Source organism: Streptomyces sp. NPDC004031, assembly GCF_053604375.1.
Genome location: NZ_JBSGHL010000026.1, coordinates 89972 through 103967 on the forward strand (window position 1 = coordinate 89972; position 13996 = coordinate 103967).

The 13996-nt window shown below is 75.0% G+C and carries 7 protein-coding genes and 1 pseudogene; 5 read left to right on the top strand and 3 right to left on the bottom strand.

What is annotated here, in order from left to right; all coding sequences use genetic code 11:
• Nucleotides 1–332 precede the first annotated feature (332 nt).
• Both ACWERV_RS18895 and ACWERV_RS18900 read left to right on the top strand, forming a co-directional pair.
• Nucleotides 333–3704 (top strand): BTAD domain-containing putative transcriptional regulator, encoded by a 3372-nt coding sequence (locus ACWERV_RS18895; RefSeq protein ID WP_452934244.1) that lies wholly within the window; start codon nucleotides 333–335, stop codon nucleotides 3702–3704.
• Nucleotides 3705–3782: 78 nt separating this feature from the next.
• Nucleotides 3783–4505 (top strand): annotated as a pseudogene (locus ACWERV_RS18900) (DsbA family oxidoreductase); the annotation flags it as partial.
• Between the two features lie 37 nt (nucleotides 4506–4542).
• Here the strand turns inward: ACWERV_RS18900 and ACWERV_RS18905 are convergent.
• Complete coding sequence (locus ACWERV_RS18905) at nucleotides 4543–6468, bottom strand: sigma-70 family RNA polymerase sigma factor (RefSeq protein ID WP_452934247.1); 1926 nt, start codon at nucleotides 6466–6468, stop codon at nucleotides 4543–4545.
• A gap of 532 nt (nucleotides 6469–7000) precedes the next feature.
• Nucleotides 7001–7795, bottom strand: a complete 795-nt coding sequence (locus ACWERV_RS18910; protein ID WP_452934249.1) for a TetR/AcrR family transcriptional regulator — start codon at nucleotides 7793–7795, stop codon at nucleotides 7001–7003.
• A gap of 310 nt (nucleotides 7796–8105) precedes the next feature.
• On the opposite strand from ACWERV_RS18910, the gene ACWERV_RS18915 reads away from it, so the two are divergent.
• Together ACWERV_RS18915 and ACWERV_RS18920 are read left to right on the top strand one after the other, a co-directional pair.
• The gene (locus tag ACWERV_RS18915) at nucleotides 8106–9557 is read left to right on the top strand and encodes an NAD(P)/FAD-dependent oxidoreductase (RefSeq protein ID WP_452934251.1); all 1452 of its coding nucleotides are present in this window, start codon (nucleotides 8106–8108) and stop codon (nucleotides 9555–9557) included.
• A gap of 127 nt (nucleotides 9558–9684) precedes the next feature.
• Entirely contained in the window at nucleotides 9685–11424 is a 1740-nt protein-coding gene (locus ACWERV_RS18920) for an ATP-binding SpoIIE family protein phosphatase (RefSeq protein WP_452934254.1), read from the top strand.
• Between the two features lie 149 nt (nucleotides 11425–11573).
• Here ACWERV_RS18920 and ACWERV_RS18925 read toward each other — a convergent pair whose 3' ends face one another.
• On the bottom strand, nucleotides 11574–12863 hold the full coding sequence (locus tag ACWERV_RS18925) for an MFS transporter (protein ID WP_452934255.1): 1290 nt from the start codon (nucleotides 12861–12863) through the stop codon (nucleotides 11574–11576).
• Between the two features lie 126 nt (nucleotides 12864–12989).
• Between ACWERV_RS18925 and ACWERV_RS18930 the strand changes: the two genes are divergently transcribed.
• Nucleotides 12990–13550 (top strand): MarR family winged helix-turn-helix transcriptional regulator, encoded by a 561-nt coding sequence (locus tag ACWERV_RS18930; RefSeq protein WP_452934258.1) that lies wholly within the window; start codon nucleotides 12990–12992, stop codon nucleotides 13548–13550.
• Nucleotides 13551–13996 lie beyond the last annotated feature (446 nt).

Below are 13996 nucleotides of genomic sequence, written 5' to 3' on the forward strand. Positions count from 1 at the left end.
GACGCTGGCAGCGCTCTGGGCGCCGAGGTCGGCCCTCCTGGCTGCCGGGCTCTGTCGCGCCGGGATCGTCTGCGGGTGGGGGCTGGTCGCTCCGTTCTCCCCCAGGCTCCGCCCGGGGGTGCCCCCACGCGCCCCTGCGGGGCGCTGCCCGCCCCGTCGGGGCGCGGGCTCCGTCGTACTGGGCGCGCGGGGGGCACCCCGGCTAGAGCATGGGGGGAGGGCGCTGCGCGTCCCGCCACGGCGTACCCCGCCAGCAGGCGCGGAGCGCAAGCAGCCCCCGCCCATCCGCCGCGCGCGGCGGATGGGCGGGGGAGAGAAGGGAGAATGCGGGAGTGCGCTATTTCGTGCTGGGGGTCACCGAGGCGAGGCGGGGCGACGGCGTTCCCGTCGCGCTGGGCGGCGGGCGCGTGCGGGCGCTCGCGGCCGCGCTGGCGCTCAGCCCGGGTCGTCCCGTCCCGACGGACACCCTCATCGAGTACGTGTGGGCCGCTGACCCGCCCGCCGACGCGACCGGCGCCCTCCAGGCACTCGTCGCCCGGCTGCGAAAGGCGCTCGGCCGGGAGGCGGTGACGTCCGAGCCGGGCGGCTACCGCCTGGCCGCCGAGCCCGACGCGGTCGACCTCTTCGTGTTCGAGCGGCTGGTCCGGGAGGCCGAGGACGCCCTCGCGGCGGGCGATCCGCGGCTCGCGTCGGAGGTGCTGGCCCGCGGCCTGGCCCTGTGGCGCGGTCCCGCGCTCGCCGACCTCCCGGAGCGCGCGGTGTCCGCCGCCCGCCCGGAGGCCCTGCGGCGTACCGCCCAGCGGCTGCGGGTGGACGCGGAGCTCGCGCTCGGCCGCGCCGCGGACGTACTGCCCGAACTGCGCGAGGCCGTCCTCGCCTACCCCCTCGACGAGGCCTTCCGCGTACAGCTCATCACCGCGCTGCGCGCCACGGGCCGGACCGCGGACGCCCTCGTGGCCTTCGAGGAGGCCCGCGAGACCCTCGCCGACGTGCTGGGCGCGAATCCGGGCCCGGAGCTGCGCGCCCTGCACGCCGACCTACTGCGGCAGGGCGAGCCGCCAGAGCCGGGCCCCCGGCGGGAGACCGCCAGGCAGCCGCGGCCCGCGGGCAACCTGCGGGCCCGCCTCACCAGCTTCGTCGGCCGCGAGACCGACCTGCGCGACCTGGGCGCGGAGATCGCCCGCGCCCGCCTCGTGACGCTCACCGGCTCGGGCGGTTCGGGCAAGACCCGGCTCGCGCAGGAGGCCGCGGAGGCGGCAGCCGCCGGGTTTCCGGACGGCGTGTGGCTCGCGGAGCTGGCGCCGCTCGACGACCCCGCCGCGATCCCGTACGCGGTGCTGAACGCCTTGGGCCGCCGCGACGCCCATGTCCTGGGCGCGGGGCCGATGCGCCCCGAGCCGTACGGTGAGGACCCGGTGGCGCGGCTGCTGGAGCACTGCGCGTCGCGCCGCCTGCTGCTCGTGCTGGACAACTGCGAGCATCTGATCGGGGCGGCGGCGACGCTCACCGCCGAGCTGCTCGCCGCCTGCCCCGCCGTCACGGTGCTGGCCACCAGCCGTGAGCCGCTGGGCGTTCCCGGCGAGCTGGTCCGCCCGGTCGAGCCGCTGCCGCTGCCGACGGCCCACCGCCTCTTCGCCGAACGTGCCGCCGCCGTCCGCCCCGGCGCGGCCCCGTACGCCCAGGGCGCCCCGGTCAACGGCGCCCCGGCCGACGGGAGCGCGGCCGAGGACGAGGCGGTGAGGGAGATCTGCCGGCGCCTGGACGGGCTGCCGCTCGCGATCGAGCTGGCCGCCGCCCGGCTGCGGGCGCTCACCCCGCAGCAGATCGCGCAGCGGCTCGACGACCGCTTCCGGTTGCTGACCAGCGGAAGCCGCACGGTGCTGCCGCGCCAGCAGACGCTGCGCGCGGTCGTCGACTGGAGCTGGGACCTGCTCACGGAGGGCGAGCGCGGCGCCCTGTGCGCGCTGAGCGTCTTCGCGGGCGGCTGCACGCTGGACGCCGCCGAGGCGGTGTGCGGCCCGGACGCGCTGGAGACGGTCGCGCAGCTCGTCGACAAGTCCCTGGTCGTGGCGGACCTGCGGCAGCCGGAGAACGGGAACGGCGCTGCCGGGGAGGGCCCGCAGGTCCGCTACCGGCTGCTGGAGACCATCCACGAGTACGCCGTCGAACGCGCCGCCGCGCGCCCCGCCGAGCTGGCGCGCGCCGCCCGCGCACACACCGCGTACTACCGCGACCTCGCCCGTGCCGCCGACGACCAGCTCCGCGGCGCCGACCAGCTGCACTGGCTGGAGGTGCTGGAGACCGAGCTGGACAACATCCGGGCGGCGCTGCACCGTGCGATCGAGGCGGGCGACGAGCCGGACGCGCTCGCGATCGTGCTGGCCATGGGCTGGTTCTGGTGGCTGCGCAACTACCGCGACGAGGCGGACGGCTGGCTCAGCCGCGCGCTCGCGCTCGGCGGGGCCGCGCCCGAGGATCCCGAGGACCCGCTGTATTGGCAGCGCACCGACGCGTCGATGGTGCTCTTCTTCGTCAAGAGCGACCAGGCGTCCGAGGACCAGTTCGCCACCCCGCAGTGGCTCGCCCTCGCCGAGCGCCTGGAGCGCGCCTACCGGGACGGCGGCCCGCACGCGGCCCGTTTCCCCGGCCTGATCTGGCCGTTCACCGCGTACGTCGTGCACGGCGGCCCGGAGGAACTGCTCGGCGGCACCCCGGAGATCCGCCGCAACGCCGCCGACGTCGTCGCCAACTGCCGCGCCTACGGCGGCGACTGGGAGCTGGCGACGGCGCTGCTGCTGCACACCCACATGGCCGTCGACTCGCCCGGCGGCCTGCCGGAGGCGGACGCCGGGCGCGCCGAACTCGCGGAGCTGACCGGGCGGCTGCACGACCGCTGGATCCTCGCCCAGGTGCACGGCGCCGCCGGTGAGATCGCGATGGCCCGCGGCGACTACCGGGCCGCGCGCGCCGAGCTGGAGGAGGCCCAGCGGCTCGGCTCCGAGCTGGGCGCCTTCGCCGAATCGGCCTTCCTGCTCGCCCGGACGGCCGAGATCGCCCACCGCGACGGCGACGACGCCGAGGCGAACCGGCTGCTCGCCCGCGCGGAGGAGGCGGCCGAGCGCTACACCGTCTGGGACGCGCGCACCTATGTGCACTACCTCGCGGGCGTCATGCGGCTCCGGGAGGGCGATGTGTCCGGGGCCCGCCGGATGTGCGGGCTCGCCACCGGGCACATCGCCGACGGCACCCCTCCGCCGGTCTTCCACGCGCTCCTCGCGGGCCTGTCCGGACGCGTCACCGTCGCGGAGGGCCGCCCGCGCGCGGCCCTCACCGAGCTGGACCAGGCGCTCCGGCTCGCCCTCGCGGCGGGCGGCACCGAGCTGGTCGTCGGGGCGGTGCTGGACGCCGCCGCCGAGGCGCTGTCCGCCGCCGGTGACGCGTACTCCGCGGCCCGGCTGCTGTCCGCCGCCGACACCGTACGGGGCCCACTGCCGCGCAGCGTCCCCGAACGCGAGACCGCCGCCGCGATCGCCGCCCGTACGGCCGACGTCCTCCCGCCGGAGCGGCTGGCCGAGGCGCGGGAGCGGGGCGCGGCGCTCGATCCGCAGACGGCGGCGGACCTGATCACCGCCCTCGCGGTCGAGCCCGCGGGGCCGGTGGACCCGGCGGGTCCCGCCGGCAGCGAGGACCGCGCCGGGGAATAGCCGCGGCGGGCGGCGGCCTTATGCCCTTGAAGCTTCAAGGAATACTGGAGCGCGGCCGCAGCCCCCACCGGAAGTGAGAAGACCGCAGTGAAAGTCGAGATCTACAGCGATATCGCCTGTCCTTGGTGCTACGTGGGCAAGACCCGCTTCGAGCGCGCACTTGCGGCCTTCCCGAAGGCGTCCACCGTCGAGGTCGTCTACCGGCCCTTCCAGCTCGACCCGTCCGCCCCGCACGAGCCGCGCCCGCACCACGACGTGCTCGCGGCGAAGTACGGGCCGCAGGCCCGCGCCATGGACGCGCGCGTCACGGCGCTCGGCGCCGACGAGGGCATCACCTTCGACTTCGACACGGTGCTGGAGAACAACTCGCTGCTCGCCCACCGCCTACTGCGCTTCGCCCTCGACACCTACGGCCCCGACGTCCAGACACGCCTGAAGGGCAGGCTCATGGCCGGCCACTTCGGCGAGGGCCTCGACATCGGCGACCGCGCGCAGCTCGCCGACACCGCCGTCGCCGCCGGACTCGACCGCGACGCCGTCACCGCCTTCCTCGCGGGCGACGACCTCACCAAGGAGGTGCTCGCGGAGATCGACGAGGCCCGCGCACTCGGCATCACCGCCGTGCCGACCTTCGTCTTCGAGGGCAAGTGGGCCGTCCAGGGCGGCCAGGAGACGTCCGTCTTCCTCCAGGCGCTCGAACAGATCTCCCGCGAATCCGCCGCCCCCGCCGCGGAGGACGCCGACTCCTGCGCCGACGGCGCGTGCGCGGTCCCCGCACCGGGGGAGCCCTCCGAGAGCTGAGCCTCGCCGCCGGTTCGCCGACCCGCGCGGTGACGCGCTACGCGCAGGTGAGCACGGAATCCGCCCAGTCCGCGAGGCCCGTGCGGGCGTGCGGCGAAGCCTCCGGGGTGACGGTCAGGGTGATCGTCGTACGGCCGGTGAGCGGGACGTGAACGGGTACGGCGGGGTCACCGGCGTGCAGGACCGGCGAGGTCCAGAGCCGTCGGCCGTCGCCGTCGACGGCGAACCGGACGCCCGACCGCAGCCCCCGCCCCAGGTCGTCCACACCCGCCATCGCGTCGTACGCGACGCACGTGCGGTTGAGGTCGATCGTCACGGACGAGGGCGCGTGCACGCTGATGCCGTGCGCGTACCTCGTGCCCGCGATGCGGAGCCCCCAGCGGTCCCACCACCAACTGCCCGAGGCGAGACCGCCGAGGCGGATCGTGGGCTCGTCCTGGGTGCCCGGCAGACCGCTGATCCCCAGCGAGTTGACCTTGTACGCGACCGGGGCCGCCGTCGGCTCGGGGGAGGGCGGCGGCGTGGTCGGCTCGGTGGGCTTCGGCGTCGGCTTGTGCGTCGGCCTTGGCGCGGGCGGCGGGGGCGCCGGGTGCGTCGCGGCGGGCTTCGGCGGCGGCGGGGTCGTCCGCACGGGCGCCGGGGGCGGAGGCGGCTTCGGCGCGGGCTTGGGCTGCGGCTCCGGGGAGGGTGGCGGCGGGCTCGTCGCCGCGGGCGCGGCGGGCGGCGCCGGAACGGGCGGCTTGGCCTCCGGTTTCGGCTTGCCGTCGCCGCCCGCGGTGAGGGCGAAGGCAGTCGCGGCGGCGGCCACCACCACCGCCGCCGCGATGCCGATCTTGGCGGGCAGCCCGAGCCCCTCGCTCGCGGCACCGCCCGCAGCGGCGGATCCGCCGGAGCCGGAGCCCGCGGCGGCGGCCGCGGCCCCTCCCGCGGCGCCCACCGCCGCCGCACCCCCGGCGACGACCGTGACCCCCGCGGCCTTGGCGGCGTAGACGGCGGCGAACCAGCCGATGTACGCGACCGGCAGCAGCCCCTTGAGCGTCGAGTTGAGGTCGGCGAGTTCGAGGGACGCCGCGGCGCAGCGCTCGCAGTCCTTCAGATGGCGGTTCAGCTCGCGGTCGGCGCGCATCCGCAGGCCGCCGCGCGCGTGCGCGCCGAGCCGGTCGGCGTACCGCGCGCAGTCCCCGGCCCGGGTGAGCGCCGAGCTGACGTGCGCCTGCAGATACGCCTGGCGCAGCCCCTCCCGCGCGCGGTGCGCGAGAACGGCCGTGGCGTTCGCGGTCAGCCCCAGCAGCGGCGCGATGGCGCTGGGCGACTCCTCCTCGACCGCGGTGTGCCACAGCACGGTCTGCCAGCGCTCGGGCAGCGTCCGGAAGGCCTTGATCGCCAGCGACCGCTCCGCCTCCCGCATGGCCCGCACATCGGCGGCCGGCTCACTGGCGACGGCCCCGCCGCCCGCACCCTCCGCGGTGACGGCGAAGACGGCGAAGTCCTCGACGAGCTGCTCGCGCCGCGCGCTGCTGCCCCACGACGCGGCGACCCGCCGCACCGTGGTGAGCAGGTACGCGCGCACCGCCGACTGCGGCCCGCTGCCGCCCCGGATGGCCTGGAGCGTACGGGCGAACACCTCACCGGTCAGGTCCTCCGCGGTGTGCGCGTCACGGCAGCACGTACGGGCGTACCGGCGTACGGCCTGGGCGTGGCGCCGGTAGAGCTCCTCGTACGCGCTGTCCCGGCCGGCCCGGACCTGGTCGACGAGCTCGGCGTCGGAGCGCTCCGGCTGCTCGGACTCCGCGCTCGCGCCGCCCGGCGCGTCGTCCGACGTACCGTCAGCCGCGTGGCGCTGCGCGGCGAACCCCGGTTCCGGACGCGCCGCCGGGTCGCGCTGACCCGGGACCCTGCGCGGCGCCTCCTCGCCGCTTTCCGCGGCAGCGGAGGCACTGGTCTCGCCGTTGGCCTCATCCACGCGCCAAGCCTGGCACAACCGGGACCCCGCGGGCCCCGGCCCCGTACGGAACCACCCTTCCGTGGGCGATCGTTCACGGTTCCTCCACCACCCCGCGGGGCGGCACTTGCCGCGCTGGGCAACCGTTAGGGGCGCGCATGCCGCGCCGGGCACCCGTTTCGGGCTGCGCGTGCCGCGCGGGGCAACCTCCGGGCACGCGCATGCCGCGCCGGGCACCCCCAGGGGCGCGGGGAACTGCGCGCTCAGCCCACCACCGGCCGGTGGTCCGGAGCGGACCGAACTGCCCCTTCGGGCCGGTGACGACCCGCGCCCCGGTGGGGGCTTGTCGCTCCGTTCTCCCCCAGAGCTCCGCCCGGGAGGTACCCCCACGCGCCCCTGAAAAACGAGTGCCCGGCGCGGCAGCGCAAAACGCTCGCCCCACGGCGCCGCCGCACCGGAGACGCGTACCCCGCGCAGCAGCGCAACCGCAGCGCCGCCGCACCGGAAAACGAGTGCCCGGCGCGGCAGCGCGAACCGCCCACCCCGCGAGGGGTCAGCGGGAGCGGAGGCCCTCCAGGAGGATGTCGAGCAGCCGCGCCGAAGCCGCCGCCTGCTGCGCAGCATCCGGCAGGGACGGCGCCGCCGTCGCGATGACGAGCAGCACGTCCGCGACGGACACGTCCGCCCGCAGCTCGCCCGCGGCGCGGGCCCGTTCCACGAGCTGGCCCACCACGTCGAGCAGCGTGCGTATCCCGTCCTGCTCCTCGACCGCGTCGACCGCGTCGACCGCGTCGCCCGCGTCGCCCGCGACGGGCGCGGGGCTCGGGGCCGGGACCGGAGCCGGGGCGGCGGCGGAAGCGGCGTGCTCGCGCAGCACCCCGGTGAGGACCGTGTCCTCACCGGAGCGGGCGCGCTGCTGCGGCACCCGCGCCGCGTCGTCCTCCGGGTTGTCGTGCGGCTGCACCCGCAGCACCTGCGGCGGCAGCAGCCGTCCCGCGCCGGAGGCGACGGAGGTGCGCAGGAAGCGGGCCAGTGCGGACCACGCCTCCTCCTCCTGGCCCAGCGCGGCACGCGCCTGTTCGGTCAGCCGTGCGGTCTCCTCCTCGGCGATCCGCCGGACGAGGACGTCCTTGCTCGGGAAGCGCCGGTAGACGGTGCCGACCCCGACGCGGGCGCGCCGGGCGACATCCTCCATCGGTGCCCCGTAGCCGAGTTCGCCGAAGACCTCACGGGCGGCGCGGAGCACGTGCTCCAGGTTGCGCTGGGCGTCCACCCGCAGGGGTGCCGCCCGGCCCGTACCCCCGTCCGCGGCCGCGGCAGATGTCAATTTTGCGTACTCGAGATGCATATGTGTCTCCCCCGGTAATCCGAATGTCTCCCCCCGGAGACTCCCCACCCTTAAAGATCGTGCCCGCGCGTCAGCGCGCGGCACTACGAGAAACGAACATAGTTGAGGCTGCGTCAAGAATGAAGGGGGTGTGATCCGTGGGACAGGAGATCGTTCCGCGCGAGGGCGGGGCGGCTTCCCGCGTCTGCGGCGTTTGCCCGATGATCACCCCACTCGGGCGAGGGCTCCCGGCCTGCGGGGACGCCGGTTCCGGCGAATCGCGCCGTCCGCCCTGTGGACAAACGGCGTCCACCCATTGCGTCATGGAGCAATGACGACGGAGTCGGCGGCCATGGCCAGGGCAAGCACACCGCGCATTCTTGTGGTCGGCGGTGGTTATGTCGGCATGTACACGGCGTTGCAGCTCCAGCGAAAGCTGCGGCTGAAACACGACGAGGCCGAGATCATGGTCGTCGAGCCCCAGCCGTACATGACCTACCAGCCGTTTCTCCCCGAAGCGGCCGCCGGATCGATCTCCCCGCGGCATGTCGTCGTACCCCTGCGCCGGGTCCTGGACCGCTGCCGGATCATCGCCGGTGAGGTCCGCTCGGTCGACCACGACAAGCGCGTCGCGGCCGTCGTCACGCCCGCGACCGAGGAGGAGGGCGGCGGCGCCACCGAGATCGGCTATGACCAGATCGTGCTCGCGCCCGGCTCGATCTCGCGCATCCTGCCGGTGCCCGGCCTGGCCGAGTACGGCATCGGCTTCAAGACCGTCGAGGAGGCCATCGGGCTGCGCAACCACGTGCTCGAACAGCTCGACATCGCCTCCTCCACGCGCGACGCGGACGTCCGCGAGGCGGCCCTGACCTTCGTCTTCGTCGGTGGCGGCTACGCGGGTGTGGAGGCGCTCGGCGAGCTGGAGAACATGGCCCGCTACGCCCTGCGCTACTACCACAACGTCCGCCCCGAGGACATGAAGTGGGTGCTGGTCGAGGCCACCGACCGCATCCTCCCCGAGGTCGGCGAGCAGCTCGGCCGCTACGCCGTACGGGAGCTGCGCGGCCGCAACATCGACATCCGCCTGGAGACGCGGCTGGAGTCCTGCGAGCACCGCGTCGCCGTCCTCTCCGACGGCTCCCGGCTGCCGACCAGGACGGTGGTGTGGACCGCGGGCGTCAAACCCGCGCCGCTGCTCGCCGCGACCGGCCTGCCGCTGGACGACCGCGGGCGGCTGCGCGCCGACGCCACCCTGCGCGTCACCGGGCGCCCCGGCGCCTGGACGGCAGGTGACGCGGCCGCCGTCCCCGACCTCACCGCCGACCGCGAGGGCGTCCTGTGCGCGCCCAACGCCCAGCACGCCGTCCGCCAGGCCAAGGTGCTGGCCCGCAACATCACCGCCGAGCTGCGCGGCGAACCGCTGACCGACTACCGCCACAAGTACGTCGGCTCGGTCGCCTCGCTCGGCCTGCACGAGGGCGTCGCCCTGCTCTACGGGCGCCGTTTCACCGGGTACCCGGCGTGGCTGATGCACCGCGCCTACCACCTCAGCCGGGTGCCGACCGCGAACCGCAAGTCCAAGGTGCTCGCGGAGTGGATCCTGTCCGGCCTCTTCAAGCGCGAGATCGTCTCGCTCGGCTCCCTGGAGCATCCGCGCGCCGAGTTCGAACACGCGGCGGGGCGCGACGGCGACACCCCCGGCGGTCCCGCGGGTCCTGGCGGCGGCCGCGGCGGCGGCCCGGACGGTCCGACCCGCGGCGACAGCGACCCGCCCCGGGCGTGAGCGCCCCCGCTCGCGCCGGGCGCACCACGGCGCGATTCCCCCGCAGGCCCACATTCGGCCACACTGGACGGGTGACGACCCGTGCGGCAGCACCTGCAAAGAGTGACAAATACGAGGAATCGGACGTTTGAACCTCACGCGTTGGAGCGCCCGGCTCCCCGGAACACAGCGACGCGGAGCCGTCCCGGCGGCCCGCGGCAAGACCGCCGACCCCGCTGCCGCACCGGCGGGCAACGCGGCAGGCGGCACCGAGACCGCCCCCGCCCCGGCCGGCCACGCCGACCCCTCCGCAGCAGGTCACCCCGGCACCCCGGCCGCCGGGCAGGACCTGCCCGCCGCCCTCGACGGCGCCGGGGCGGCCGTCGCCGCGATGCTCAGCCAGCTGCCCGCGCTCATCGCCGTCACCCACGGGCCCGACCACACCGTCGGCTTCGTCAACGACGCCTACACCGACGTCTTCGGCCCCCGCCCCACCGGCACCCCCGCCCGCGACGCCCTGCCCGAACTCTCCGAGCTCGGCCTGCTCCCGCTCATGGACCAGGTCCACCGCAGCGGCCGCCCGCGCACGGTCAAGGCCCGCAAGGTCACCCGGGCGGACCACGCCGCCGTCACCCGTCAGGGTTACTTCACCTTCACCTGCACCCCCGTCCACGCCGACGACCCCGACCCCGCCCGCCGCGGCGTCCTCGTCTTCGCCGCCGACGTCACCGACCAGGTCCAGTCCGCCGAACGCCTCCGCGAGAGCGAGCGGCGCATCCACGAGACCGCCGTCACCCTCCAGCGCAGCCTGCTGCCCCAGCAGCTCGAACAGCCCGACGACCTGCGCCTCGCCGCCACCTACCAGCCCGGCGGCACCGACGCGGCCGTCGGCGGCGACTGGTACGACGTGATCACCCTCGGCGCCGGCCGCACCGCCCTCGTCATCGGCGACGTCATGGGCCGCGGGGTCCGCGCCGCCGCCGTCATGGGCCAGCTCCGCACCGCCGTACGCGCCTACGCCCGGCTCGACCTGCCCCCGCACGAGGTCATCCAGCTGCTCGACGGGCTCGCCGCCGAGATCGACGCCACCCAGATCGCCACCTGCGTCTACGCCGTCCACGACCCCAGCGAGGGCCGCCTCGCCTACGCCAGCGCCGGCCACCTCCCGCTCCTCATCCGCCACCCCGACGGCACGGTCGAGCGCACCGACGAACCCACCGGCCCCCCGCTCGGCACCGGCGGCTGGACCCACAGCTCCGCGACCGTCCCCTTCGGCCCCGGCTGCACCGCCGTCCTGTACACCGACGGCCTGATCGAGCGCCGCGGCGAGGACATCGAGGACGGCGTCACCACCCTCATGCGCGCGCTCGCCGGCGCCACCGGCGCACCCCAGGTCATCTGCGACCGCCTGCTGCGCGCCCTCGGCGTCACCGGCCAGCACGACGACGACGTGGCCGTCCTCGTCCTCCAGTACCCCGACCACACCGGCCTCCCCGACGGCGAGGTCTTCCGCAACGCCTCCCTCGACCTGCTCGGCGGCATCGAGGCCGCCCCGCGCGCCCGCGCCTTCGCCACCGGCGTCCTCGCCTCCTGGCGCTTCCCCGTCGAACTGCGCGACCTCGGCGTCCTCGCGGTGAGCGAACTCGTCGCCAACTCCCTCAAGCACGGCACCCCGCCCATGCGGCTGCGGCTGCGCCGCACCGACCGCCGCCTGGTGATCGAGGTCACCGACGGCGACGAGCACCTGCCGCGCCGTCGCCGCGCGGAGCCCGCCGACGAGGCGGGCCGCGGCATCTCGATCATCGCGACGATCGCCACGTCCTGGGGCTCCCGCCGTACGCCCGGCGGCGGCAAGGCAGTGTGGTGCGAGTTCGCCCTCCCGGGCTGAGGTGCAGGGGTCCCGCGGCTGCGCCGCAGGGCACCCGTTCTTCAGGGCGTGAGGAGGGTGCGCCTGCCCCTGCCGGGCGAGCGTTTTCAGGGGCGCGTGGGGGAGGTACCCCCACGCGCCCCTGAAGTGCCCCCTTCGCAGAGGGGAGGTCAGCCCATCGGGACCGGTTCGGGGGCCGGGTCGGACGCGGGGTGGACGGCCACCACGCGGGAGCGGTGCGGTGCGTCCTGCTCGGCCGTGAGCGCGCGGCCCAGCCGCACGGCGAGCACCGAGACGGCGAGCGAGCACCCGACGAGCAGCACCACGTACACGTCGTACGCCCGCGCCGCCGCGATGAGCCCGCCCACCGCGGGCCCGATCGCCAGCGCCAGCTGCTTGACCAGCGCGAACGCCGCGTTGTAGCGCCCGACCATGCCCTCGGGGGCGAGATCGGCGACGAGCGGCGACACGGTCGGCGCGAGCATCGCCTCCCCGAGACCGAACAGCGCGTACGTGCTGATGATCGCCACGACGGCCACCGCGTGGTGCCCGTGCAGCAGCCCGGACGCCCCGGCGACCAGCCAGGCCACGGCCCAGACCAGGCCGACGACCGCGATCACCGCGCTGCGCCGCCGCCGCTCGACGAGCCGCAGCACCACGAACTGCGCCAGCACGATCGCCGCCGTGTTCGCGGCCAGCGCCACACCGAGCATGGCGGGCGAGATCCGCGTGACGGTCACCGCGAAGGCGGAGAGCCCCGACTCGAACTGCCCGTAGCACGCGAAGAACAGCACGAAGCCGAGCACGCACAGCAGCACCATGGCCCGGTGCCGCAGCAGCACCCGCCAGCCCCCGCCGGAGGCACCCGGCACCCGCTCGTCCGCCGCGGCGGCACGCGGCAGCCGCACGGTGGCGACGACCGCGCCGAGCACCAGGAACATCGCCGCCTCGATGGCGAAGAGCCGGATGAAGGACGACGGGTGCGAGGTGTCGACGATCAGCCCGCCCATGAGCCCGCCGACGCCGAGCCCCAGGTTGGCCAGGAAGAACTGCGTCGCGAACGCCCGGGACCGGGTCGCCGGCGTCGAGCACCAGACGATCATCGTGGCGAGCGCGGGCTGCACCACGGAGATACCCGCGCCCAGCGCGCCCGCGGCCGCGATCACCACGGCCTCGCTGCCGGACAGCCCGAGCCCGAGCGACCCCACGGCCGCGAGCACGGTGCCCGCGACGGCGACCGGTACGGGCCCGCGCCGGTCGATGGCGCGCCCGGTGAGGGGCAGCACGAAGAGCGCGGCGACGGCGAAGGCCGCCAGCACCACGCCCGCGACCCCGGCGCCGAGCCCCCGCACCTGCGAGACGTACACGAAGGTGAAGGGCACGGTGAAGCCGTTCCCGAACGCGCTCAGGGCGTTCCCCAGCTGGATACGGCGCAGCGCGGCGCCCATGGCGGTGGTCATGGCTCTCCCTCCGGGTGGTCCCGATCGGTACGGCTTCGGTTCGAAGACTTGACGACTAAAGTTCGAAGCTAAAGAGTACATGCCGAAGGGCTTTAGAGCAAAGCCTTTCGTGCCATACTCGGGAGCATGACCTCAGCCGCAGGCTCCGCCGGGGCACCCCAGGAACTGGACCTCGACGCCCAGATCGCCGCCTACCAGCGCGAATTTCCCGAGGTCGACCCTCAGGTCGAGAAGGTCGTCACCGCCCTGGGCCGGCTCAACCGCCGGATGAACGTCGCGTACGGCCGGCAGCTCGTCGACCTGGGCATCAGCAACGCCGAGTGGGAGGTCCTCAAGGCCCTCGTCGTCGTCGGCACCCCGTACCAGCTGGGCCCCGGCGACCTGGCCAAACGCCTCGGCCTCACCCCGGCCGCGATGACCCACCGCATCGACCGCCTCGTCACCGAGGGCCTGGTCACCCGCGAACGGGACGAGGCCAACCGCGTCCGCGTCATCGTCGAGCTGACGGACGAGGGCCGCGAGAAGTGGCTCCAGACCATGCGCATGGCCGCTGCCTTCGAGGACGAACTCCTCCAGGACCTCACCACGGCCGAACGCGCCACCCTCGGCGACATGCTCATCCGCCTCCTCCGCCGCGTCGAGACCAGCCAGCCCGACGCCGGCGGCCGCCTGGAAGACCTCGACTGACCGTCTTCCTCCACCCGGGAGACCGCCCGCCGAGGGCCCTGACCACCGGGGGTTGACACACCCGGCAGGCGTGCGTAAAGTTCTTCGGGTTGTCCGACGTGAGCGCCGATCTCTGGTCGGTCCCCGGACAGCCATCCCGCAGGAACCATCTCGATTCGACCGCGTCGACGGCCGTTGTGCCGTCGTCCTCGCTGTCGTCCCGTGATGTGTTTTTACGGAATGCAGGCAGGCTTTCGCCCGACCGGCCGATTTGGCCGGAGCGAACGAAGTCCGCTAAAGTCTCACTCGTCGGAAGGGCCGAACAGCCCGAAAGACAAACCCCGCTGACTGGGGGTCAGGCACTGGAAAGCGTCTGATAGAGTCGGAACACAACGAAGGGAAAGCCCGGAGGGGCCGGTGAAACGGTCTCGAAGGAAGCTTCCGTTCCTTGAGAACTCAACAGCGTG